Origin of the sequence: Streptomyces sp. NPDC049879 (assembly GCF_044461265.1) — a bacterium.
Lineage (GTDB): Bacteria > Actinomycetota > Actinomycetes > Streptomycetales > Streptomycetaceae > Streptomyces.
This window is the reverse complement of sequence record NZ_JBITKT010000004.1, coordinates 1-22,237: the sequence shown is the minus strand read 5'-3', so window position 1 is coordinate 22,237 and position 22,237 is coordinate 1. Positions and strand designations below refer to the sequence as shown.

Annotated in this window: 19 protein-coding genes; 4 read left to right on the top strand and 15 right to left on the bottom strand. The window is 74.3% G+C overall.

The window, feature by feature from the left end; translation table 11 throughout:
* Positions 1-60: 60 nt before the first annotated feature.
* From ACIBPC_RS14935 to ACIBPC_RS14905, 7 genes are all read right to left on the bottom strand, one after another.
* Positions 61-2,280 (bottom strand): NADP-dependent isocitrate dehydrogenase, encoded by a 2,220-nt coding sequence (locus ACIBPC_RS14935; RefSeq protein WP_398844449.1) that lies wholly within the window; start codon positions 2,278-2,280, stop codon positions 61-63.
* A 133-nt stretch (positions 2,281-2,413) separates the two neighbouring features.
* Positions 2,414-3,412 carry an ABC transporter substrate-binding protein gene (locus tag ACIBPC_RS14930; protein ID WP_398844446.1) on the bottom strand — a complete coding sequence of 333 codons (999 nt, stop codon included), beginning with the start codon at positions 3,410-3,412 and terminating at the stop codon, positions 2,414-2,416.
* 130 nt (positions 3,413-3,542) lie between these two features.
* Entirely contained in the window at positions 3,543-4,295 is a 753-nt protein-coding gene (locus ACIBPC_RS14925) for an amino acid ABC transporter ATP-binding protein (RefSeq protein ID WP_398845593.1), read from the bottom strand.
* 20 nt (positions 4,296-4,315) lie between these two features.
* The gene (locus tag ACIBPC_RS14920) at positions 4,316-5,335 is read right to left on the bottom strand and encodes an amino acid ABC transporter permease (RefSeq protein ID WP_398844443.1); all 1,020 of its coding nucleotides are present in this window, start codon (positions 5,333-5,335) and stop codon (positions 4,316-4,318) included.
* A gap of 2 nt (positions 5,336-5,337) precedes the next feature.
* Positions 5,338-5,883, bottom strand: coding sequence for a GNAT family N-acetyltransferase (locus ACIBPC_RS14915; RefSeq protein WP_398844440.1), 546 nt, complete (start codon positions 5,881-5,883; stop codon positions 5,338-5,340).
* Positions 5,880-7,247: an NtaA/DmoA family FMN-dependent monooxygenase gene (locus tag ACIBPC_RS14910; protein ID WP_398844437.1), complete on the bottom strand. Its 1,368-nt coding sequence runs from the start codon at positions 7,245-7,247 to the stop codon at positions 5,880-5,882. Before ACIBPC_RS14910 ends, ACIBPC_RS14915 begins: the two co-directional genes overlap by 4 nt.
* A gap of 58 nt (positions 7,248-7,305) precedes the next feature.
* Positions 7,306-8,523, bottom strand: coding sequence for an LLM class flavin-dependent oxidoreductase (locus tag ACIBPC_RS14905; RefSeq protein ID WP_398844434.1), 1,218 nt, complete (start codon positions 8,521-8,523; stop codon positions 7,306-7,308).
* 682 nt (positions 8,524-9,205) lie between these two features.
* Here ACIBPC_RS14905 and ACIBPC_RS14900 point away from each other — a divergent pair.
* Complete coding sequence (locus ACIBPC_RS14900; protein WP_398844432.1) at positions 9,206-10,339, top strand: LLM class flavin-dependent oxidoreductase; 1,134 nt, start codon at positions 9,206-9,208, stop codon at positions 10,337-10,339.
* A gap of 74 nt (positions 10,340-10,413) precedes the next feature.
* Here the strand turns inward: ACIBPC_RS14900 and ACIBPC_RS14895 are convergent, their stop codons facing one another.
* On the bottom strand, positions 10,414-11,550 hold the full coding sequence (locus ACIBPC_RS14895) for a glycoside hydrolase family 19 protein (protein WP_398844429.1): 1,137 nt from the start codon (positions 11,548-11,550) through the stop codon (positions 10,414-10,416).
* Positions 11,551-11,967: 417 nt separating this feature from the next.
* Between ACIBPC_RS14895 and ACIBPC_RS14890 the strand changes: the two genes are divergently transcribed.
* Positions 11,968-13,119: a S1 family peptidase gene (locus tag ACIBPC_RS14890; protein WP_398844426.1), complete on the top strand. Its 1,152-nt coding sequence runs from the start codon at positions 11,968-11,970 to the stop codon at positions 13,117-13,119.
* Positions 13,120-13,433: 314 nt separating this feature from the next.
* On the opposite strand, the gene ACIBPC_RS14885 is transcribed toward ACIBPC_RS14890, so the two are convergent.
* Genes ACIBPC_RS14885 through ACIBPC_RS14870 form a run of 4 tightly spaced genes read right to left on the bottom strand, consistent with a single transcriptional unit; the run spans position 13,434 to position 17,965 of the window.
* Positions 13,434-13,976: a GNAT family N-acetyltransferase gene (locus ACIBPC_RS14885; RefSeq protein WP_398844425.1), complete on the bottom strand. Its 543-nt coding sequence runs from the start codon at positions 13,974-13,976 to the stop codon at positions 13,434-13,436.
* A 60-nt stretch (positions 13,977-14,036) separates the two neighbouring features.
* The gene (locus tag ACIBPC_RS14880; RefSeq protein ID WP_398844423.1) at positions 14,037-16,133 is read right to left on the bottom strand and encodes an iron ABC transporter permease; all 2,097 of its coding nucleotides are present in this window, start codon (positions 16,131-16,133) and stop codon (positions 14,037-14,039) included.
* Between the two features lie 7 nt (positions 16,134-16,140).
* Positions 16,141-17,136, bottom strand: coding sequence for an ABC transporter substrate-binding protein (locus tag ACIBPC_RS14875; protein ID WP_398844421.1), 996 nt, complete (start codon positions 17,134-17,136; stop codon positions 16,141-16,143).
* 13 nt (positions 17,137-17,149) lie between these two features.
* Positions 17,150-17,965, bottom strand: a complete 816-nt coding sequence (locus ACIBPC_RS14870; protein WP_398845590.1) for an ABC transporter ATP-binding protein — start codon at positions 17,963-17,965, stop codon at positions 17,150-17,152.
* 184 nt (positions 17,966-18,149) lie between these two features.
* Here ACIBPC_RS14870 and ACIBPC_RS14865 point away from each other — a divergent pair, with 184 nt between their 5' ends.
* Positions 18,150-18,536, top strand: coding sequence for a hypothetical protein (locus ACIBPC_RS14865; RefSeq protein WP_398844419.1), 387 nt, complete (start codon positions 18,150-18,152; stop codon positions 18,534-18,536).
* A gap of 16 nt (positions 18,537-18,552) precedes the next feature.
* Here ACIBPC_RS14865 and ACIBPC_RS14860 read toward each other — a convergent pair whose 3' ends face one another.
* Positions 18,553-19,434 (bottom strand): LysR family transcriptional regulator, encoded by an 882-nt coding sequence (locus ACIBPC_RS14860; protein WP_398844417.1) that lies wholly within the window; start codon positions 19,432-19,434, stop codon positions 18,553-18,555.
* A gap of 127 nt (positions 19,435-19,561) precedes the next feature.
* On the opposite strand from ACIBPC_RS14860, the gene ACIBPC_RS14855 reads away from it, so the two are divergent.
* Positions 19,562-20,941 carry an MFS transporter gene (locus ACIBPC_RS14855; RefSeq protein WP_398844415.1) on the top strand — a complete coding sequence of 460 codons (1,380 nt, stop codon included), beginning with the start codon at positions 19,562-19,564 and terminating at the stop codon, positions 20,939-20,941.
* Here the strand turns inward: ACIBPC_RS14855 and ACIBPC_RS14850 are convergent.
* Positions 20,908-21,126, bottom strand: coding sequence for an acyl-CoA carboxylase epsilon subunit (locus ACIBPC_RS14850; protein WP_398844412.1), 219 nt, complete (start codon positions 21,124-21,126; stop codon positions 20,908-20,910). The genes ACIBPC_RS14855 and ACIBPC_RS14850 overlap by 34 nt on opposite strands.
* 17 nt (positions 21,127-21,143) lie before the next feature.
* A partial coding sequence (locus ACIBPC_RS14845) for an acyl-CoA carboxylase subunit beta (RefSeq protein WP_398844409.1) occupies positions 21,144-22,237 on the bottom strand: 1,094 nt, incomplete at its 5' end.

Genomic DNA, 22,237 nt, shown 5'->3' with positions numbered 1-22,237 from the left:
CGGGCGGGGAGCCGCCTGGCCGGGGCGCACGGGCGTACGGCGCGGGGTGCGCGCCGCGCGTCAGGCGAGCGAGTCGATCGCCTGGTTGAAGGTCTTCGACGGGCGCATGACGGCCGCCGCCTTCTCCGGGTCGGGCTGGTAGTAGCCGCCGATGTCGGCGGGCGAGCCCTGCACCGCCGCCAGCTCGCCGACGATGGCGGACTCCTGCTCGGCCAGCGTGGCGGCGAGACCGGCGAACGCGGCGGCCAGCTCGGCGTCACCGGTCTGCGCGGCCAGCTCCTGGGCCCAGTAGAGCGCCAGGTAGAAGTGGCTGCCGCGGTTGTCGATGCCGCCGACGCGGCGGCTGGGGGACTTGTCCCGGTCGAGGAACGTCGCGGTCGCCCGGTCCAGGGTGTCGGCGAGGACCTGCGCCCGCGCGTTCCCCGTGGTCTGCGCCAGGTGCTCGAAGCTGACGGCCAGCGCGAGGAACTCGCCCAGGCTGTCCCAGCGCAGGTAGTTCTCCTTGACGAGCTGCTGCACGTGCTTGGGGGCCGAGCCGCCCGCGCCCGTCTCGAAGAGGCCGCCGCCGTTGATCAGCGGGACGACGGACAGCATCTTCGCGCTGGTGCCCAGCTCCAGGATCGGGAAGAGGTCCGTCAGGTAGTCACGCAGCACGTTGCCGGTGACGGAGATGGTGTCCTTGCCCTTCCTGATGCGCTCCAGGGAGAACGCCGTCGCCTTCTCGGGGGACATGATCGCGATGGTCAGGCCCTCCGTGTCGTGCTCGGGGAGGTACGCGCGGACCTTCTCGATCAGCCGGGCGTCGTGCGCGCGGTCCTCGTCCAGCCAGAACACGGCGGGCGCGCCGGTGGCGCGCGCCCGGCTCACGGCCAGCTTGACCCAGTCGCGGACCGGCACGTCCTTCGTCTGGCACATGCGGAAGATGTCGCCCGCGCTCACCGTCTGCTCCAGGACGACGGCGCCGTCCCCGTCGAGCACGCGCACGGTGCCGGTGGCCGGGATCTCGAACGTCTTGTCGTGGCTGCCGTACTCCTCGGCCTTCTGCGCCATCAGGCCGACGTTCGGGACGGAACCCATGGTGGCGGGGTCGAAGGCGCCGTTGGCGCGGCAGTCGTCGATCACGACCTGGTAGACACCGGCGTAGCTGCTGTCCGGGATGACGGCGAGGGTGTCGGCCTCCTGCCCGTCCGGGCCCCACATGTGGCCCGAGGTGCGGATCATCGCGGGCATGGACGCGTCCACGATGACGTCGCTCGGCACGTGGAGGTTGGTGATGCCCCGGTCCGAGTCCACCATCGCGAGGGCCGGTCCCGAGGCCAGCTCGGCCTCGAACGACGCCTTGATGTCGGCGCCCTCGGGCAGCGACTCCAGGCCCTTGAGGATGCCGCCGAGCCCGTCGTTCGGCGTGAGACCGGCCGCGGCCAGGGTCCCGCCCCAGGCGGCGAATGTCTCGGGGAAGAACGCGCGCACCACGTGGCCGAAGATGATCGGGTCGGACACCTTCATCATGGTGGCCTTCAGGTGGACGGAGAACAGCACGCCCTCGTCCTTCGCCCGCGCCACCTGCGCCGACAGGAACTCGCGCAGCGCCGCCACCCGCATCACGGAGGCGTCCACGATCTCGCCCGCCAGGACCGGCACGGACTCGCGCAGCACGGTGGTGGTGCCGTCGTCGCCGGCCAGCTCGATGCGCAGCGCCCCGTCGGCGGCGACGACGGCGGACTTCTCGGTGGAGCGGAAGTCGTCCGCCGTCATGTGGGACACGTGGGTCCGGGAGTCGGACGACCAGGCGCCCATGCGGTGCGGGTGGTTCTTCGCGTAGTTCTTGACCGAGGCGGGGGCGCGGCGGTCGGAGTTGCCCTCGCGCAGGACGGGGTTGACCGCGCTGCCCTTCACCTTGTCGTACCGGGCGCGGATGTCGCGTTCCTCGTCGGTGCGCGGGTCGTCCGGGTAGTCGGGCAGCGCGTAGCCCTGCTCCTGCAGCTCGGCGACGGCCGCCTTGAGCTGGGGGATGGACGCCGAGATGTTCGGCAGCTTGATGATGTTGGCACCGGGGGTGCCGGCCAGGGCGCCCAGCTCGGCGAGCGCGTCGTCGATGCGCTGGTCCTCCGTGAGCCACTCGGGGAAACCGGCGATGATCCGGCCCGCCAGCGAGATGTCACGGCTCTCCACACGCACGCCCGCCGTCGAGGCGTACGCCTCCACCACCGGCAGGAACGAATACGTCGCCAGGGCCGGGGCCTCGTCGGTGTGGGTGTAGATGATGGTCGAGTCAGTCACCGGATGCTCCGCTCCACGTCTCCACGTCTGCAACATTGCTCGACATCAAGATATCTCGTGTGCGGTGCGCGTTCGACAGGGCTCCCGCCCGCCGCGCACGGCCGGACCGTGCGGCCCGGCCGTGCGGGGTCGCTCACTCCTCGGGCCTGGGCAGCCCCGGCGGGTTGATCTCGGACGCGTCGAGCGCCTCGTCGGACAGGCCCCAGCGCTCCAGGACCTCGGCATAGGCGCCGTTGTCGATCACCTCGTTCAGCGCCGCCGCGAGGGCCTCCACCAGCCCGTTGTCCTTCCGCGTGGTCGCCGCGATCTCCCCCTGGAGCGCGTCGCCGCCGCCGGAGAAGACGCCGACGACCTTGGTCTCGCCGCTCACCCTGGCGTGGTAGGCGGCGCTGGGGTTCGGGCCGAGGTACGCGTCGAGCCGCCCGGAGCCGAGCGCGAGGTAGTAGTCGGTGGGGTTGGCGTAGTAGGCGATCTCCACCGGGTCGAGGCCCGCCTCGACGTTCTGCTCGTTCCACTCGACGAGGATCTGCTCCTGGTTGGTGCCGGAGCCGACGCCGATGGTCCTGCCCGCCACGTCCTCGGGGCCCTCGACCGTCCAGTCGGCGTCCACGGACGTCTCGAACGCGACGCTGTCGAGCCGGTAGGTGGCGAAGTCGTACTTCTCCTTGCGCTCCTCGGTGACGGTGATGTTGCTGAAGCCCACGTCGTACTGCCCGCTGTCGAGGCCGACGAAGATGTTGGCCCAGTCCACGGTGTTGAAGGAGACGTCGAGGCCGAGCACGTCGCCGACCAGCACCGCGACGTCCGTCTCGCTGCCGATCACGGTCTCGTCGTCGGTCGCGTAGAAGTTCAGCGGCGGGACGGCGCCCACCGAGTTCACGACCTCCAGGGTGCCGCGTTCGCGGATCTCCTCGGGGACGAGCGCGGCGATCTCGGGGACCTCCTCGGCGCGGACGCGGTCCTGGTCGGGGCTCGTGTTCACCCCCGGGTCGTCCGAGCCGGCGGAGTCGCCCGAGGCGGCACCGCCCGTGCCGCCCTCCGGCTCGTCCGGCTCGCCGCAGGCCGTGAGCGCTGCGGCGAGTGCGAGGGTCAGGGCGGCGGCGGTTCTGCGGCGGGCGGTGCGTGGCGTCATGGCTGCTCTTTCTGGGAGGGACGGGACGAGGGGGCGAAAAAGGAGAAAAGTGCAGGAAACGCCCGCCGGACGGCCGGGCCTGCCCGCCGCCCCGGCGTGCGGCCGGCCGGGGCGGTGGACGGGCGTGCGATCAGAGGACCCGGGAGAGGAACGCCCGCGTCCGCTCGTGGCGCGGCCGGTCCAGCACGTCGGGCGGCGGGCCCTGCTCGACGATCCGCCCCTGGTCCATGAAGACGACCGTGTCGGCCACCTCGCGGGCGAAGCCGATCTCGTGCGTGACGACGATCATCGTGGTGCCGGAGCGTGCCAGGTCCCTGATCACGCCGAGCACCTCGCCGACCAGTTCCGGGTCGAGCGCCGATGTCGGCTCGTCGAAGAGCAGGACCTTCGGCTCCAGCGCGAGCGCGCGGGCGATCGCCACCCGCTGCTGCTGCCCGCCGGACAGGCGGCGCGGGTAGTCCGCCTCGCGGTCCGCGAGCCCGACCCGGGCGAGCAGGGACCGCGCCAGCGCGACGGCCTCGCGGCGCGGCCTGCGCAGGGCCGACACCGGCGCCTCGATCACGTTCTCCAGCACGGTCAGGTGCGGGAAGAGGTGGAAGTTCTGGAAGACGAAGCCGATGTGCGCGCGCTGCCTGAGCACCTCGCGCTCCTTCAGTTCGCGCAGCGTGCGCCCCGCGCGCCGGTAGCCGATCAGCTCCCCGTCGATGCGCACCGAGCCCCGGTCCAGCTTCTCCAGGTGGTTGATGCCGCGCAGCAGCGTCGACTTGCCCGACCCGGACGGGCCGATCACGACCGTCACCTCCCCGGTCCGCACCCGCAGGTCCACGCCGCGCAGCACCGGCAGGGCGCCGAACGACTTGTGGACGCCGCGCACGTCCACCATCACCCCGCCCGTTCCGCCGCTCACCCGGCACCTCCCGCCGCGCGCGGGGCACGCGCCGTCCCCGGCCGCCTGCCGCCCGCCAGCTCCCGCAGCCGCCGCACCGGGCTCTCGGCGGCCCGGGGTGTCGCGCCCCGCGCGAAGCGCCGCTCCACGTAGTACTGGGCGACGGTCAGCACCGTCGTCAGCACGATGTACCAGACCGTCGCGACCATCAGCAGCGGCACGACCCGCCCGTTGCGCCCGTAGATCACCTGCACCTGGTAGAACAGCTCGCCGATCGCCATCACCGACACGATCGACGTGCCCTTGAACAGGGAGATGATCTCGTTCGCCGCGTTCGGCAGGATGCCGCGCATCGCCTGCGGCAGCACGATGCGGCGCCACTGCCGCAGCCACGGGATGCCGAGCGCCGCCGCCGCCTCCCGCTGCCCCGGGTCCACCGCCAGCACGCCGCCGCGCACGATCTCCGCCGCGTACGCCGCCTGGTGCAGCGCCAGGCCGATCACGGCGGCCGTCATCGCGCCGATCAGGTCCATCGTCCCCACGCTCCACAGGACGGGGCCGAACGGGACGCCGAAGCCCAGCTCGCGGTACAGGTACGCCAGGTTGAACCAGAACAGCAGCTGCACGATCAGCGGGATCGAGCGGAACGCCCACACGTACGCCCACGCCACGCCGCGCAGCACCACGCTGCGGGACAGCCGCATCAGGCCGAGCACGACGCCGAGCGCGAAGCCGAGCAGCGTGCCGTACAGGGTGAGCTGGACCGTCAGCCAGACCGCCCGCAGCACGCTGTCGGCCAGCAGGTAGTCGAAGAAGACCGGCCAGTCCCACGCCGGGTTGGTGACCAGGCCGTGGGTGAACTGGGCCACCAGCACGAGGACCGCGAGGCCGGCGAGCCAGCGCCCGTAGTGCCGGGCGGGCACGATGCGCAGGCCGGAGAGGTCGTCGTCGCCGTGCGCCTCGGGCCCGCCTGCGTGTGCACGCTCCGGGGCGGCGACGGCGGACGGCGGGCCGTCTCTGTCGGCTTCCGATGTCATGATCACGTCCCTCCCGGTCTTCCGGCACCCGCCGGTACGGCGCCGAGGTGCTTCTCGAACGGCAGCGGCCCGATCGTCTCCGGGTCGGCCGCCGTGTCGAACAGCGGCGTGTACCCGGCGGCGAGGTACAGCCCGCGCGCCTCCGGCTGCCGGGGCCCGGTCGTCAGGTACACGCGGCGGTACCCGCGTACGGCGGCGGCCCGTTCCAGCTCCTCGACGACCCGGCGCGCCAGCCCGCGCCTGCGGTGCGCCGCGTGCGTCCAGATCCGCTTCAGCTCGGCGGTCCGCCCGTCGTACCGCCGGTACGCGCCGCCCGCCACGGCCTCCCCGTCCCGCAGCAGGAGCAGCAGCAGGCCGTCCGGCGGGGCGAACTCCGCGTCCGGGTAGCGCGCCATCTCGTCGGAGGCGATGGGCCCGTACCGCGTGACGTATTCCCGCTCCAGGTCGCGCAGCATCGGTCCGCACAGCGGGTCGGAGAGCCTGACGGGGACGACGGTGAGGCCGTCCGCCTTCGCGGTCGTCGCCGTCCCGGTGTCCTGGGCCGTCATCCGTCGGCCCCCGCCGGCGCGGGGATGCCGAGGTTGTCGCGCAGGGTGCTGCCGGTGTACTCGGTGCGCAGCGAGCCGCGTTCCTGGAGCAGGGGCACCACCTTGTCGACGAACTCGTCGAGCCCCGACGGCACCAGGTGGGAGCCGAGGATGTAGCCGTCCGAGCCGTCCCGCTGGACGAAGTCGTCCAGTTCGTCGGCGATCCGCGTGGGCGTGCCGACGAACTCCGCCCGCCCGAAGACGTGGATGGCCAGCTCGCGCAGGCTGAAGCGGTGCGTTTCGGCGATCTCCCGCCACTGCGCGACGGTCTTGCGCGCGTCCTGGAAGATGCTCGCACGCCCCTGGATGAAGCGGGGTTCGTCCGTGCCCGGTTCGACGTCGGGCAGCGGCCCGTCCGGGTCGTAGCCGGACAGGTCGCGGTTCCAGACGGTCTCCAGCAGGATCTGCGCCGTCTTGCCGCTGATCTGCCGCAGCACGATGTCCCGGTGCCGCTCGACGGCCTCCTCCTCCGTCTCGCCGAGCACGACGTGCGCCGACGGCAGCAGCTTCACGGACCCGGGCGCGCGCCCCTGCCGCGCGGCCCTCGCCTGCACGTCGTGGTAGAACTCCCGCGCCTTGTCCAGCGGTTGGAGGGGGCAGAAGACGGCGTCGGCGCCCCCGGCGGCGAAGTCGCGGCCCTGCGGCGAGCCGCCCGCCTGGAGGATCACCGGGTGCCCCTGCGGGCTGCGCGGCGTCGCGAACCGCCCCTCGATGCCGAACTGCTTGCCCGAGTACGCGAACGCCCCGGCGTCCGCGTGGCGCAGGAACGCGCCGCTCTCCTTGTCGGCCGCGACGGCGTCCGCGGCCCAGGAGTCCCACAACTGCCGTGCCGCCGCCAGGAACTCCTGCGCCCGCACGTACCGGTCGTCCCGGTGCAGGAAGCCGCCGCGCCGGAAGTTCCGCCCGGTGAACGCGTCGAAGGAGGTGACGACGTTCCACCCCGCGCGCCCGCCCGAGAGGTGGTCGAGGGACGCGAGCTGCTTGGCCAGCTCGTACGGTTCGTTGAACGTCGCGTTGAACGTGCCGACGAGCCCGAGGTGTTCGGTGACGGCGGCAAGCGCGGCCAGCAGCGGGAACGTGTCGGGCCGTCCCACGATGTCCTGGTCGAAGACGAACCCGCCGCGCTCGCGCAGCGCCAGGCCCTCGGCGAGGAAGAAGAAGTCGAACTTCCCCCGTTCCGCGGTCTGCGCGACATGCCGGAAGGTCGAGAAGTCGATCTGGCTCCCGGCCTGCGGGTCGGACCAGACGGTGGTGTGGTTGACGCCGTTGACGAAGGCGCCGAGGACGATCTGCTTCTTGTGCTTCCTCTGGGCTTCCGCGCTCATGGACGCCGTCCGATCGGGAGGGGGGTGGGAAGGGGGACGCGGGGCGCGCGGGCGCCGGTCACCGGGCGGCCGCGTAACGGTTGGCGGGCCTGCCGAGCCCGAGGAGGCCGCGCAGGGTGTCCGCCTCGTAGGCGGTGCGGAACACGCCGCGCCGCTGGAGTTCGGGCACCAGCGCGCCGGTGATGGCCGCCAGGTCGTCTGGGAGGACGGCGGGTCGCAGCCGGAAGCCCGTCAGGCCGCCGTCGCGCAGCGCCAGCAGCAGGTCCGCCAGTTCGACCGCCGTCCCCGTGAACACCTGCGCGTCGCTCGCCGGCGCCCCGCCCGCCCGTGCGTCGAGCGCGGCCCTGCGGTCCTCGGCCTCGGCGGCCGTCGCGGCGAGCGTCACGTCGAGGTCGCCGAAGACGTGCACGGTCTCTCCGCCGCGCCCGGCCGCCTCCTGCTCGGCGCGCACGTCGGCGACGGCCGCCCGCGCGTCCTCGCCGTCGCGCGGCGTGACGTACACGACGTCCGCCGACCGCGCGCCGAGGCGGCGGGGCGCGGCGGCGTGCGCCAGGACCGTCACGAGCGGCTGCCCCTGCGGCGGGCGCGGCACGATCGACGGGCCCCGCACGCTGAACCAGCGCCCGGCGAAGTCCACGTAGTGCAGCCTGTCGCGGTCCACGAACCGCTCGGTCGCCGCGTCGCGGATCTCCGCGTCGTCCTCCCAGCTGTCCCACAGCCGCCTGACGGCCTCCACGAAGTCCTCGGTCTCGCCGAACGCGTCCGCCGCCGCCCGCTCGTACTCCTCGGGCGGCGCGAGCCGTCCGCCGGGTCCCGGCGCGGGGAACGGGGCGATCTCCCGCCGCCCGAAGTGCGGCGCCTCCAGCGGCCGCGCGATCTGCGCCCGCCAGCCGCCCCGGCCGCCGCTGATGTGGTCGAGCGTCGCGACGGCCTTGGAGATGTGGAACGGTTCGGTGTGCGTGACCGTCACGGTCGGCACCAGGCCGATGTGCCGCGTCAGCGGCGCCACCCGGGAGGCGACGAGCACCGCGTCCAGGCGGCCGCGTACGAGGTCGGTGCGGTCGTCGGGCGCGTTCGCGTCCGTGGACTGGAGGGCCAGCGCGTCCTCCAGCGTCACGAAGTCGAGCAGCCCCGATTCGGCCAGGGCGACGAGATCGGCCCAGTACCGCGCGGTCAGCAGCTCGTCTGGCCTGGCGCGCGGCTCGCGCCAGGCCGCCGGATGCCAGCCCGCGCCGTCGAGGGCGACCGCGAGGTGGAGGTGGTCGGGAGTGGGCATCGTGCGCTCACCTTCTGGAACGGGGCTGCCGGGAACGGGGAGGAGGCGTCCGGGAGGGCGACGCGCCGGTACGGCGGGGCACGGCGCGGCGCGCGCCGGACCGGGCACGCGGGCGGCGCTGGACGGAGCGAAGGGATGACGGAGCGACGGGAGCGCACGGCGCGTACGGACCGCGCGCGGCGCGGGGAACGGGCGTGTGACCCGGGGTCAGCTACAGAGCGAACCGGCCGAGCGGCGCAGGTCGATGGTCAGCCGCCGGAACAGGGGCACGCGCTGTGTGATCCGGCAGGGCGCGGCGAAGGCGGACGGGAGAGCCGTGGTTCCGTGCGGGACGCGGGTCATGCGTGTGCCTCCTCACCCGGGGCGTGACGGGCCCGGCGGAGGCCGCCGGGCGGATGACGGGAAGCTAACAGGGGCTCTTCCGGCTTGTCCATGGGCCTTCGGGGCGGCCGGACGAGGGCGGCGCGGGCCCGGGACGGCAAGTGCGCCGCTCAGGGGCCTGACCGCGCCCGGCGGGCCCGTATGTGTGTCCATGCCATGGTCACAGCATCGCAACATTGGGTGGTCACAGTGGGACCGTGCGTTCGACCGGACGTCCTTCGGGCGGCCCTCCCGTGCCCCGGCGCGTGCCCCGGCGCGCGGCCGCCCGACGTGCCGACGACCCCAGGGAGACACCCACCGCATGAAGCCACCCGTGCCCCTCTCCGTGCTCGACCTGGTACCCGTCAGCTCCGGCTCCACGGCCGCGCAGGCCCTCCGCAACACCGAGGAACTCGCCCGCAGGACCGAGGAGTTCGGTTACCACCGCTACTGGCTGGCGGAACACCACCTCAACCCGGGAGTAGCCGGCACCACGCCCGCGCTGGTCATCCAGCTCGTCGCGCGGGCCACACGGACGATCAGGGTCGGCTCGGGCGCCGTGCAGCTCGGCCACCACACGCCGCTCGCCGTCGTCGAGCAGTTCGGGCTGCTCGACGCGCTGTTCCCCGGCCGCGTCGACCTCGGCCTCGGCCGCTCGGGCCCGCCGCGCCTCCAGCCCGGCGCACGCCCCGGCGCGCCGCCGCCCGCCGCGCCCGGCCGCCACACGCCTGAGGGCCTGTACATCCCGCCCCGCTTCACCGGCTTCGCCCGGCTGCTCGACTCCCCGCGCTTCCGGCTGCACCAGGCGCTGCTCCAGCAGCCGAAGGCGGAGACACCGGACTACGCGGAGCAGGTCGACGACGTCCTCGCGCTCCTCGCGGGCACCTACACGGACGGCGAGGCCGACGCGCGCCCCGTGCCGGGCGCGGGCGCCGGCGTCGCGGTGTGGGTCCTCGGCAGCAGCGGCGGGCAGAGCGCCGAGGTGGCGGGGGAGCGGGGCCTGCCGTTCGCGGCCAACTACCACGTCAGCCCCGGGACGGTGCTCGACGCGGTGGAGGCGTACCGCGCCGCGTTCCGCCCGTCCGCCGCGCTGGCGGAGCCGTACGTCCTCGTCTCCGCCGACGCCGTCGTCGCGCCCGACGACGCCACCGCCCGCGAACTCGCCACCGGCTACGCCCCCTGGGTGCGCAGCATCCGCAGCGCGGAGGGCGCCATCCCGTTCCCGACGCCCGAGGAGGCCGCCGCGCTGCCCTGGACCGACGAGGACCGCGAGCTGGTCGCCGACCGGGTGGACACCCAGTTCGTCGGCTCCCCCGACACCGTGGTCAAGGGGCTGGCCACGCTGCGCGAGGCGACGGGCGCCGACGAGCTGCTGATCACGACCATCACGCACGGCCACGCGGACCGGGTGCGTTCGTACGAACTGCTGGCCCGCGCCTGGGCCGAGGCCGGGTGACATGACGTGCCCGCCCCCGGCGCGGGCCGCTGCTCGTCCGTGCCGGGGGCGGTGCCGGTGGGTGGGGGCGGGGTTCAGCAGTACAGGTTGGCGCCGGTCGGGACGCCGAGGATCGACGTGAAGCGCTGGTAGGTGGTGACGCGGCTCTGGACCTGCGTCGGGTTGCCGCCGTTGCACTCCAGCGAGCCGTTGATGCTGCGGATCGTCTCGCCGAAGCCGCGCTGGTTGACCATGGCGTTGTGCGGCGTCATGGTGCCGGGGCCGTTCTGGGTGTTCCAGTACCACAGGGCGGTGCGCCAGGCGATCGCCGAGTCGTTCTGGACGAGCCAGGGGTTGCCCAGCAGGTCGATGCCGAGGGCGTCGCCCGCCGCCTTGTAGTTGAAGTTCCAGCTGAGCTGGATCGGGCCGCGCCCGTAGTAGGCGGCCTGCCCGGCCGGGCAGCCGTACGGCTGGCCCCAGTCGCAGTAGTGCGGGTAGTTGGCGGTGTTCTGCTCCACGATGTGGACGAGGCCGCCCGTCTCGTGGCTGACGTTCGCGAGGAACGCCGCCGCCTCCTGCCGCGAGATCGTCGCGCCGCCGGTGGTGGCGAAGGCGGGGTACGAGCTGAGTGCCGCCGTCAGGCCGCTGTAGCTGTAGAAGGAGTTGCGGCCGGGGAACATCTGGTTGAACTGCGCCTCGGTGACCACGAATCCGGTCGGGTTCGGGTTGCCGCCCCCGGTGGCCGGGGCGTTCCACTTCTGGTTGGCCGCGCCCGTGCAGGTCCAGATCTGCAGGCGGGTGCCGTTCGCCGAGTTGTTGCCGGTGACGTCGAGGCACTTGTCGGCCTGGGGGTTCACGATGTCGCGCGCGGCGGTGACGGTCCAGCGCTGGTTGGCGCCGCCGGTGCAGTCCCACAGGTGGAGCTGCGCGCCGTTGGCCGTGGAGTTGTTGGCGACGTCGAGACACTTGCCGAGGGCGCGGATGGTGCCGTCCGAACCGACATTCCACTGCTGGGCGTTGGTGCCGTTGCAGTCGTAGAGCTGGACCGGTGTGCCGTTGGCGCTCGACGCGGCGGCGACGTCGACGCACTTGCCGGCCAGGCCGCTGATCTGCCCCGTGGCGGCGGACGCGGGTGACGCGGGCAGGACGCTCAGCAGCCCGACGACCAGCGACCCGGCCGCGACGTACCTGACCTTGCGGAGCGCACGTCTCCACCAATTTTGCATGCTCATGACATACCTTTCCTCGGGAGAGGGCGCGTCGGAACAGCGGGAGTGACCGGGCGGGGCGATGCCCTCCGGCTGATTGAAGAAGCGGACACGCCCCGCCGTCAAGACCATGGTCTGTACCAATCGCGGACCCGCCCCGCCGCGCCGGGCCCCGGCGGCGGTCGCTTCCGCGAAGCGCGCTCCGCCGCGGCGCGCGCGGCGGTGGTGCGCCGGGCGCGGAGCGCACCACGGGCGTTCTCGCGGCTCGTTGGCGATGCCGCGCCCCGTGCGCCCCGAGTGGGTTCCGGAGGGCTGTCTGTATTGGTGTGGGCATGCCAATATGGCGACGCGACTCCTCAGAAACTCCCAGAGGAGCACGCGTTCGCACACTTCCGCTGTTCCCCCACGTTCGCGCCACGAAGCGACAGAAGGAGAACCCCCATGAGACGCAGCATCGCTGTGCGCCTCTCCCTGTCCGCCCTGCTGGTCACCGGAACCCTGGTCGGGACCGGTGCCTCCACCGCCACCGCCGGTGGCGAGGAGAGCGCCGCACAGCCGCTCTCCGCCGGTCTGCTCAGCGCACTCCAGCGCGACCTCGGCCTCTCGCCGGACGAGGCCCGTACGCGCCTGGCACAGGAGGCCGACGCCGCCGGGACCGAGCCCGCCGCCCGCGAGGCGGCGGGCGACGCGTACGGCGGCAGCTGGTTCGACCCGGCGCGCGGCACGCTCGTCGTCGCGGTCACCGACACCGGCCGCGCCGACGACGTGCGCGCCACCGGTGCCGAGCCCCGGCTCGTCACCCACACCGACGCCGAACTCGACGCCACCGCCACCGCGCTCGACCGCCTCGACGCCCCCGCCTCCGTCGCGAGCTGGCGCGTCGACCCGCGCGCCAACAGCGTCGTCGTCACCCTCGTGACCGGGGCCGAACGGGACGCCGCCACCGAGGACTTCCTCGCCGCCGCCCGCGCGGCCGGGCCCGTCACCGTGTCCGCCACGACGACGCGCGCCCCCGAGACGTTCGCTGCCGGGACGGTCGGCGGCGACCCGTGGTACACCGGCAACGTCCGCTGCTCCATCGGCTTCTCCGTGCACGGCGGCTTCGTGACGGCCGGGCACTGCGGCCGCGCCGGGCAGCAGGCGTACGGCTGGGACCGGTCCCTGATCGGGCAGATCCAGGGCTCGTCCTGGCCGGGCAACGACTACGCGTTCGTCAGCGTCGGCAACGGCTGGTGGACGGTGCCCGTCGTCCTCGGCTGGGGCACCGTGCCGGACGTCCTCGTGCGCGGCTCCGCCGAGGCCCCCGTCGGCGCGTCCGTCTGCCGCTCCGGCTCCACGACGCGCTGGCACTGCGGCACCGTCCTCGGCAAGAACGAGACCGTCAACTACTCATCCGGCGAGGTGGTCTACCAGCTGACGCGGACGAGCGTGTGCGCCGAGCCCGGTGACTCCGGCGGCTCCTACATCAGCGGCGACCAGGCCCAGGGCGTCACCTCCGGCGGCTGGGGCAACTGCGCCAGCGGCGGCCAGACCTGGCACCAGCCCGTCAACGAGATCCTGGGCGCGTACGGCCTGACACTCCACACCGCCTGACCCACCGGGCGCCCGTCCCCCCGTGCCGCCGCCGTCAACGCGCGGCGGCGGCACGGGAGACGCGCGTACGCGGCGCCCCGCCCGGCGTACGTGACGGCGACCGCGCTCCACCGCAGACCGACGCACCGGCCGCTCGCAGGAGTCGCCAGCGCCGCTCCGACTCCCATCCCGTCATCCGCACGCCGCCGACCGCCGACAGGGCCACCACACCCCCGACTCGCCGTCCAGTGGCGGGACGTGGCGCGAGCAGCCGGTGTTCAGGCCCGCGCGGGTGAGCGGTCCGGTCCGGCCGGTGCGGGCGTCCCCGCGCGCACTCAGTCCGCGTCCGCGCCGGGCGGCAGGTCGAGCACGTAGCGGTCGAACAGGCCGCCGTCCAGGCGCCGTACCTGTCCCGCGTACGTGAAGCCCGCCCGCACCGCGACATCGGCCGAGCGGGGGTTGCCCGGATCCACCTGGATCACGCCCTCCGTCGCCCCCTCGCCCGCCGCGTACCAGCACGCCAGCCGCACCGCTCGCGTCGCCAGCCCCCGCCCCCGCCACGCGGGGTAGAGGCCGTACGCGATGTTCACCTGGTGCGGTTCGAGGCCCGGCATGGCGAAGCGCAGGTCCACCGTGCCCGCGAGCACCGGGGGTTCACCCACCCGCAGGCCGAACGCGCGCAGCGGCCCGCCGCGTTCCCACTGCTCGCCGCAGTGCCGCACGTAGTCCTGCACGTCGGCACGCGTGCCGGCCCCGCCGTTCAGCCAGCGGGCGAGTTCCTCGTCCTCGCCCGCCAGATGGGCGTCCACATCCCCCGGCAGCAGCGGTGACAGGGTGACATCACCCTCGGTGAGCTTCACGGACGCGGACCCCTGCATCCCCCGATCCTCGGCCCCCGCACCCCCGTCGCGCAAGCGCGACGGCGGCGGGGTGACCCGTCACACGCCGCGCGTCCTGCGCAGCAGCCAGAGGAAGTACGGCGTCCCGATCACCGCGGTCAGCAGCCCGGCGGGCAGCTGCGCGGGCGCGATCACCGTGCGGCCCAGCAGGTCGGCGGCGACGACGAGCGTGCCGCCGAGCAGCGCCGCCACGGGCAGCACCCACCGGTGGCGCCGCCCCATCAGCGTCCGCGCCGCGTGCGGGGCGACGAGGCCGACGAACCCGATCATCCCGATCGCCGCGACCGCCGTGGCCGTCAGCACCACGCCGCACGCCAGCAGGAGCAGCCGCGTCCGCGGCACGCTCAGCCCGAGCAGGCGCGGGGTGTCGTCGTCCAGCGAGATCAGGTCGAGCCGCCGGTGCGCGGCCCAGGCGAGCGGGATCACGACCAGGCAGCTGACGGCGAGCGGCACGAGGTGCTCGTACGTGCGCCCGTACGTCGAACCCGACAGCCACGTCAGGGCCTTGGTCGCGTTGAACGGGTCGGTGGCGACGATCAGGACCGTCACCAGCGCCGACGTCACGTACGACACCCCGACGCCCACCAGGACGAGCCGGTCCGACGCGAAACCGCCGCGCGCCGACAGCGTGAAGATGACCAGCGCCGCCACGGCCGCGCCCGCCCCCGCCGCGCCGGTCAGCGCCCAGAACCCGACCATCGGCACGTACGTCACCACCAGCACCGCGCCCACCGACGCGCCGCCCGCGACGCCGACGACGCTGGGGTCCGCGAGCGGGTTGCGCGTCACGGCCTGGATGGTCGTGCCCGCCACCGCGAGCGCGGCGCCCGCCAGGAGCGCCGCCGCCAGCCGCGGCACCCGCGTGTCCAGCACCGTCGTGACGAGCGGACCCGCCTCGCCGCGCGCCCACATCACGAGGTCGCCGAGCAGGAACGTCCGGTCGCCCACCAGCGCGGCCGCCAGCAGGACGCCCACCAGCACGAGGGCCACCGCGCCCGTCAGCAGGCCCCGGTGCCGGGTGCCGGTGCCGCGTACCTCAAGTGCCGTGGCCGCGCCGCCGATCGGCGTGGCGCGCAGCCGCAGCGCCAGGCCGATCATCAGCAGCCCGCCGAGCAGCGACGTCACGACGCCGGTGGGGACGCTGACGGCGCTCTGCGCGCCGATGACCGCCCGCAGGAGGACGTCCGCGCCGAGCACGACGCCGATGCCGGTCAGCGCGGACAGCGGGACGAGCGCCCGGTGCCGGTGCAGGCCGGGCACGTGCGGGACCAGCAGCCGGACGATCGCGGGCGCCGCCAGGCCGACGAAGTAGACGGGCCCCGTCGCGGCGACGGCTGCCGTGGACAACAGGACGGCCAGCAGCACGACGATCAGCTGCGTCCGCCGCACGGGGACGCCGAGGGCGCGCGCCTCGTCGTCGCCGAGCGCCATGACGTCGAGCCGCCTGCCGTATAGCAGCAGGACCGCGACGCAGGCGAGGACCACGGGGGCCAGCATCCGCATGGTGCCGAGGCCGTTCTGGCTGAGCGACCCGGCGGCCCAGGCGTACAGGCCCGTGCCCTCGTTCGGGTAGAGCAGGAGCAGCGACGTCGTCACGGACGACAGCGCGAGCGAGACGGCCGTGCCGCCGAGGACCAGCCGGACGGTGCCGTACGCGTTGCCGGTCAGCAGCAGGACGACGACCGCCGCGAGCAGGCCGCCCGCGAACGCGAGGGCGACCTCGCCGAAGAACGGCAGGGACAGGCCGGTGACGGCGCCCGTGACGAGCGCGAGGTGCGCGCCGCCGTTGACGGCCAGGACGTCGGGGGACGCCACCGGGTTGCGCGAGACCGACTGGAGCACGCACCCGGCGGCGCCCAGCGCGGCGCCGACCGTGAGCCCGGCGACGAGCCGGGGGACGCGGGACTCGACGACCACGGCCGTCCCGGTCCCGCCGTCGCGGCCGAGGAGCCAGGACACGAGGTCGCCGACGCCCACCGCGGCGGTGCCCTGCGTGAGGTGCACCGCCGCGAGGAGCGCCAGGACGGCGAGCAGCGTCCCGGTCAGCGCCACCAGCCGCCCGGCCGGGGGGCGTTCCCCGGCCGGGGCGACGGGGGCGGGCCCGGCGGTGCGCCGGGTGAGCGTGCCGATGCTCATCGCGTGGTCAGCTCGCGGCGTCCACGACCGCGTCGATGAACTGCTCCATCGACGCCGGGCCGCCGAACATCCAGATGGCGTCGGGGAAGCGGACCGTGTCGGCGGCGAAGGGCAGCGAGTTCCAGACGGAGTTGTCGGCGAGGACCTCGGTGAAGACGTCGGGCTCGCTGTCGTTGGCGATGTACCAGAACGCGGTGTCGTCCGGCAGCGCGGTCAGGCCCTCGACGTCGGTCTGGCCGAGGCCGTAGACCGGGTCGAACTCCAGGCCCTCGACGCCGCTCCACGCGTTGGTGAGGCCGAGTTCGGCCAGGACGCCGCCGATGAGGGAGCCCTCGCCGAACGGGCGTATGGAGACGGCCTCGCCCGCCTGGTACGCGTCGGCGAAGGCGACGTTCGCGCCCTCGGCGCCCGCCTCGGCGAGCGCGGTGCGGCCGTCGGCCAGCGCCTCGTCGAACGCGTCGCGCATCCCGGCGGCCCGGTCCTCGGTGCCGGTGGCCTGCGCCACGAGATCCAGGTTGTCCCACATCGTGCCGAGCGGGTCGGCCACGTCACCGCCGGGGACGACGATGACCGGCGTGTTCTCCTCGATCTGCTCCAGGGCGCCGTCGACCATCTCGTCGGTGGCGAAGACGACATCGAGGTCGAGCGTGGCGAGCGTGTCCATGCTGGGCTCGCCGCGGGTGCCGATGTCGGTCACGCCCTCGTCGAGCTGCACCGAGCTGTCCCACGTCTCGAAGCCCTCGACGTCCGAGACGCCGACGGGCTGGATGCCGAGCGAGACGAGGTACTCGACCACGTTCCACTCCGTGCCGGCGACGCGGACGGCCGGGCCGTCGAGGGTGATCTCCTTGCCGCGCGCGTCGGTGACGGTCAGGGGCGCGGCGGACGAGTCGGAGCCGGAGCCGGTGTTCTCGTCCTCGGCCGGGTCCTCGGTGGTGCCGCAGGCGGTGAGCGCGGCGAGCGCCACGAGCGTGGCCAGGGCGGGGACGGAGCGGGATCTCAACGAAGTGGTCCTTTCAGGGGTGGTGCGGGTGCTGGAGCCGGCTGAGGCGGCTGTGGTGACGGGCGCGGGGCCGGGTGTGGACCAGGCCGGAGACGGGGTCGTGGTGGACGTCGACGTCGATGCCGTACGCGGCGGAGAGCAGGTCGGCCGTCATCACCTCGGCGGGCGGCCCGGCGGCGGCGACGCGGCCGTCCACGAGCAGCACCACGTCGTCCGCCACGGCGGCGGCCTGGTCGAGGTCGTGCAGGACGAGGCCGACGGCTATGCCGTGCTCGTCGGCCAGGTCGCGCACGATGTCGAGGAGTTCGACCTGGTAGCGCAGGTCGAGGAAGGTGGTGGGCTCGTCCAGCAGCAGGACGGGGGTGTCCTGCGCGAGGCAGCTCGCCAGCCACACGCGCTGGAGCTGGCCGCCCGACAGGCTGTCCACGGGGCGCGCGGCCAGGGCGGTGACGCCGGTCATCTCCATGACCCGCCGGACGACCTCGGGGCCCTCCTCGTCACCGGGGCCCCAGCGGGGGCGGTACGGGTGGCGGCCGTACTCGACCACCTCGCGCACCGTCACGCCGCCCGGGGTCGGGCGTGCCTGTGACAGCAGGGTCAGGCGGCGCGCGAGGTCGCGCGGGGCCAGGTCGCGTACGGCCGTGTCGCCGTCGAGGACGAGCCGGCCGGCCGTCGCGGGGTGGAGGGCCGCCATGGTGCGCAGCAGCGTCGACTTGCCGCTGCCGTTGGGCCCGATGAGCGCGGTCACGCGCCCGGCCGCGAGCCGCACCGAGGCGTCGTGCACGACATCGGTGCCGCGGTAACCCGCCCGCACACCCTCGGCACGCATCGCGTCCGCCCCGGCGGCCGCAGAGTTCACTGTCACGCCGACTAAGGTAAGGCATGCCTAACCGTGCTCTTCACCACCCCCTCACCCCGCGCGCACCCGCCGCCGGGCGGAGCGGCGTCCCGGAGGGCCGGCGGATGTGCCGGTGAACCTGGCCACGCGGGTGGGGAACGGCCATGCTGGGGACATGGGGAGACACGAGGGGGACGACGAACTGCCGGACGTGCGCAACGAGATCAGCGGCGGCGACATCGACGGACCGGTCGGACAGTTCGGCACGGTGCACGGCGATGTGAACATGCACTGGGCCCGGCCCCACGACCCCGCCGAGCTCGCCCGCGCGATGGAGGCAGCCATACTCAGGGCGGAGCAGGCCCGCCGGGCAGAGGCAGCGCGGCAGGAGCGCTTGCGGCGTGAAGAGAAGGAGAGGGCGGAGAGGTTCCGGTTGATCACCGGGCTGGTGTGCGCGGCCGTCCTCTTCGGCGTGTTCTTCTTCCTGTTCGACTTCTGGTGGTGGGTCGCCGCTTTCCTCGCACTCGGGATCGGGGGGAAGGTCTACGAGTGGATGGAGTGACCGGCCCGGCGCGCGGTCACGTGTGGGCCGCCGCGTAGAGCAGGGCGCGGATCGGTGGGTGGTGGTCCGTGTTCGCCTGCCACACCAGCCGCAGGCTCAGGTCCGGGACCGGGAGGGTGAGGGGGACCAGTGCGCCCGTTGCCAGGCTGTCCGCGATCGCGAAGCGCGGGAGCAGGGAGATGCCCAGGCCGTGTTCCGCCCAGGCGCGCATCACCGGCACGCCCCCGGCCCTGATCCGCTCAAGGCCGGGGCCGAGGGCGCGTGTCCCGGCCATCCAGAACGAGCACTCGGGGACGTTCACCAGCAGCCGTTCCCCGCGCAGGTCGTCCGCCGTCAGCGCGGGGCGGCCCGCGAGGGGGTGTGACGGCGCCGCGACCAGCGCCAGCGGCACCGGCTCCACGTCCACGAACGCCAGCGACCCGTCCCCGGCCGCGAAGCCGAGCCCGCCCAGCGCGTCCCCCGTGTCCAGCAGCAGCGCCGCGTCGAGCCGCCCCCCGGCCACGTCGTCCAGGAGCACGGCCCGCGAGCGCTCGGGCCGCACCTCCACCGCCAGGTCGGGGCGCCGCCCGGCGAGCCTGGCGAGGACGGGCGGCACGTGCGTCCCGGCGAGCGTCTCCAGCGCGCCGAGCCGCAGCGGCGCGCGCTCGCCGCGTACGTCGCGCCGCGCCCGTTCCGCCTGCTCCAGGAGGGTGCGGGCCCAGGTCCGCAGCCGCTCACCCGCCTCGGTCGGCTCCATGCCCCGGGCGCCGCGCACGAACAGCGGCACGCCGAGCGCCGCCTCCAGCGCGCGGACCTGCGCCGACACGGACGACGGCGCGAGCCCCAGCGCGTGCGCGGCGTCGGTCACCGTGCGGTGCCGTACGACCGCCTCGAACGTCCTGAGCTGGCGCAGTTCCATGCCCGGCGCCAACGACCGGGAGCGTGCGGAAATTCCGAACGCTCCCTGCGCCCGCGCCGGTGGAGCCGCCCGCCCCCTCCCGCGCACAGTGGGCCGCGTCCATCCCCTCCCGCTTCCAGGACCCGGCATGACCACTGTGCTTTCCCCCGCCCCCCACCGCCGCCGCGCGCTGACCGGCATCTCGCTCGGCTACTTCATGGTGCTGCTCGACATGACCGTCCTGTCCGTCGCCGAGCCCGACCTCGCCGCGTCCCTCGGCACCTCGATGGCCGGCCTCCAGTGGGCGACCACCGGCTACACCGTCGCGTTCGCCGCCCTCCTGCTCACGGCGGGCGCCGTCGCCGACCGCCACGGCGCCGAACGCGTCTTCCGCGCCGGGACCGCCGCGTTCGCCGCCGCGTCGCTGCTGAGCGCCGCCGCCCCCACCCTGGGCGCGCTGGTCCTGCTGCGCGCCGTCTCCGGTGTCGCGGCGGCCGCGTGCGTGCCCGCGTCGATGGCGATGATCGCCCGGCTGTACCCCGCCCCGGCGGAACGGGCGCGAGCTGTCGCGGCCTGGGCCGCCGTCAGCGGGGCGGCCGTCGCGGCCGGGCCCGTCCTGGGCGGCGCGCTCGTGGACGCGGCAGGGTGGCGGGCGGTGTTCCTCGTCAACGTGCCCCTCGGCCTGCTGGTCCTTGCGCTGACGTCGGGCCACGCCGCCGACTGCCCGCGCGGCGACCGCCGCGTGGACTGGTGGGCGCAGCTCACGGCGGCCGCCGTCCTCGCCCTGTTCACGGACGCGCTGATCGCCTCCGGTGCCCGCGCCTGGACGCACACGGCCTGGTCCGCCGCCGGGCTCGCCGCCTCGGCCGCCGCCTTCCGCGCCCTCGAACGCCGCAGCCACGCGCCGGTCCTGAACCGCGCCCTGCTGCGCTCCGCCCGCGTACGCGCCGGGCTCCTCGCCGCCGCCGTCGTCACCTTCGCCCTCACCGGCGCCCTGTTCGTCCTGCCGCTCCTCTTCCAGCAGGAACGGCACCTCGGCCCGCTGGAGACCGGCCTCGCCTTCCTCCCGCTGACCGTGCCCTTCGCCGCCAACCCCCCGTTCACCGGCCGGATCGTCGCCCGCAGGGGCCCGAGGCCGCCCGTCCTGGCCGGGCTCGGCCTGCTCACCGGCGGCGGCGCGGTGCTCGGCGCGGCGGTCCTCGCCGACGCCGCCTACCCCTGGCTCGCGCTCGGCCTGCTGGCGACCGGCTTCGGCGTCTCGTACGCCCTGCCCGCCCTGGTCTCCGCCCTCGTCGGCGCCGCGCCCGAGGGGACGGCGGGGGCGGTCGGCGGGCTTCTCAACGCGGTGCGCCAGGTGGGCGCGACGCTGGGCGTGGCCGTCATGGGCGCGGCGGTCGCGGCGGACACCGGCTGGTCCCTCGTGGTGTCCGCCGCCGTGTGCGCCGTGGCGTGGGCCGTGTTCGCCCTGACGCGCGGGGACGGGCGCGGTCCCGCTCAGCCCGCCGACCAGCCGCGCGGGTCGGTGTAACGGGCCTGCCGCTCGGGTCTGTTCCACGTGGCCGGGGGCCGGGGCCGCGTGGTGGGGGCGGTCGCGGCGCCGAGCGCGGCGGCGCGCAGGTGGAGGACGGCGATCAGCGCGGCCAGCTCCTCGGGCGCGGCGGCGCCGCGGTGCACGCGCAGCGCGCCGACGGGGTCGGGGGCGGTCTGTTCCATGGCTGGGGTCCTTCCTGTCACTGCGGTGGGTTGCCGTGCTTGCGGGGCGGCAGCGCCGTGGACTTGGACGCGAGCATCGCGAGGCAGCGCGCCAGCACGGCGCGGGTCTGGCCCGGTTCGATCACGTCGTCGACCAGGCCGCGTTCGGCCGCGTAGTAGGGGTGGATCAGTTCGGCGCGGTACTCCTCGATCTTCCGGCGCCGCGTCGCCTCCGGGTCGTCCGACGCCGCGATCTCGCGCCGGAAGACGACGTTGGCCGCGCCCTCCGCGCCCATGACGGCGATCTCGTTGCCCGGCCAGGCCAGCGCGACGTCGGCGCCGATCGACAGCGAGTCCATGACGATGTACGCGCCGCCGTACGCCTTGCGCAGCACCACCGAGACGCGCGGCACCGTTGCGTTGCAGTACGCGTACAGCAGCTTCGCGCCGTGCCGGATGATGCCCTCGTGCTCCTGCCCGACGCCCGGCAGGAAGCCGGGGACGTCGACCAGCGTCACCAGCGGGATGTTGAACGCGTCGCAGAACTGCACGAACCGCGCCCCCTTCTCGCTCGCCCCGATGTCGAGCACCCCGGCCATGGACCGCGGCTGGCTGGCGACGACGCCCACCGGGCGGCCGTCGATCCTCGCCAGCGCGCACACGAGGTTGGGCGCCCAGCCCGCGTGCACCTCCACCAGGTCGCCGTCGTCCACGATCTCCCCGATCACGGCGCGGACGTCGTACGCGCGGTTGCCGTCGGCCGGGACCAGGTCGAGCAGCGCGTCGCAGCGGCGGTCCGCCGGGTCGGACGCGGCGGTGACGGGCGGCAGTTCGCGGTTGTTGGACGGCAGGAACGACAGCAGGTAGCGCACCTCGGCAAGGCACGTCTCCTCGTCGTCGTAGGCGAAGTGCGCGACGCCTGAGGTGCCCGCGTGGACGTCGGCGCCGCCCAGCCCGTCGTGCGTGATGTCCTCACCCGTCACGGCCTTGACCACCTCGGGCCCCGTGATGAACATCTGCGCGATGCCGCGCACCGCGAACACGAAGTCGGTGAGTGCGGGTGAGTAGGCGGCGCCGCCGGCGCAGGGGCCGAGCATCACGGAGATCTGCGGGATGACGCCGGAGGCGCGGG

What these genes read in the sequence shown, in the direction of transcription:
- ACIBPC_RS14850 (WP_398844412.1), bottom strand. Translation starts at nt 21,126, where the DNA reads ATGGAACAGACCGCCCCCGACCCCGTCGGCGCGCTGCGCGTGCACCGC.
- ACIBPC_RS14900 (WP_398844432.1), top strand. Translation starts at nt 9,206, where the DNA reads ATGAAGCCACCCGTGCCCCTCTCCGTGCTCGACCTGGTACCCGTCAGC.
- ACIBPC_RS14870 (WP_398845590.1), bottom strand. Translation starts at nt 17,965, where the DNA reads ATGCGTGCCGAGGGTGTGCGGGCGGGTTACCGCGGCACCGATGTCGTG.
- ACIBPC_RS14920 (WP_398844443.1), bottom strand. Translation starts at nt 5,335, where the DNA reads ATGACATCGGAAGCCGACAGAGACGGCCCGCCGTCCGCCGTCGCCGCC.
- ACIBPC_RS14855 (WP_398844415.1), top strand. Translation starts at nt 19,562, where the DNA reads ATGACCACTGTGCTTTCCCCCGCCCCCCACCGCCGCCGCGCGCTGACC.
- ACIBPC_RS14865 (WP_398844419.1), top strand. Translation starts at nt 18,150, where the DNA reads ATGGGGAGACACGAGGGGGACGACGAACTGCCGGACGTGCGCAACGAG.
- ACIBPC_RS14910 (WP_398844437.1), bottom strand. Translation starts at nt 7,247, where the DNA reads ATGAGCGCGGAAGCCCAGAGGAAGCACAAGAAGCAGATCGTCCTCGGC.
- ACIBPC_RS14930 (WP_398844446.1), bottom strand. Translation starts at nt 3,412, where the DNA reads ATGACGCCACGCACCGCCCGCCGCAGAACCGCCGCCGCCCTGACCCTC.
- ACIBPC_RS14860 (WP_398844417.1), bottom strand. Translation starts at nt 19,434, where the DNA reads ATGGAACTGCGCCAGCTCAGGACGTTCGAGGCGGTCGTACGGCACCGC.
- ACIBPC_RS14880 (WP_398844423.1), bottom strand. Translation starts at nt 16,133, where the DNA reads ATGAGCATCGGCACGCTCACCCGGCGCACCGCCGGGCCCGCCCCCGTC.
- ACIBPC_RS14915 (WP_398844440.1), bottom strand. Translation starts at nt 5,883, where the DNA reads ATGACGGCCCAGGACACCGGGACGGCGACGACCGCGAAGGCGGACGGC.
- ACIBPC_RS14895 (WP_398844429.1), bottom strand. Translation starts at nt 11,550, where the DNA reads ATGAGCATGCAAAATTGGTGGAGACGTGCGCTCCGCAAGGTCAGGTAC.
- ACIBPC_RS14885 (WP_398844425.1), bottom strand. Translation starts at nt 13,976, where the DNA reads ATGCAGGGGTCCGCGTCCGTGAAGCTCACCGAGGGTGATGTCACCCTG.
- ACIBPC_RS14925 (WP_398845593.1), bottom strand. Translation starts at nt 4,295, where the DNA reads ATGGTGGACGTGCGCGGCGTCCACAAGTCGTTCGGCGCCCTGCCGGTG.
- ACIBPC_RS14890 (WP_398844426.1), top strand. Translation starts at nt 11,968, where the DNA reads ATGAGACGCAGCATCGCTGTGCGCCTCTCCCTGTCCGCCCTGCTGGTC.
- ACIBPC_RS14905 (WP_398844434.1), bottom strand. Translation starts at nt 8,523, where the DNA reads ATGCCCACTCCCGACCACCTCCACCTCGCGGTCGCCCTCGACGGCGCG.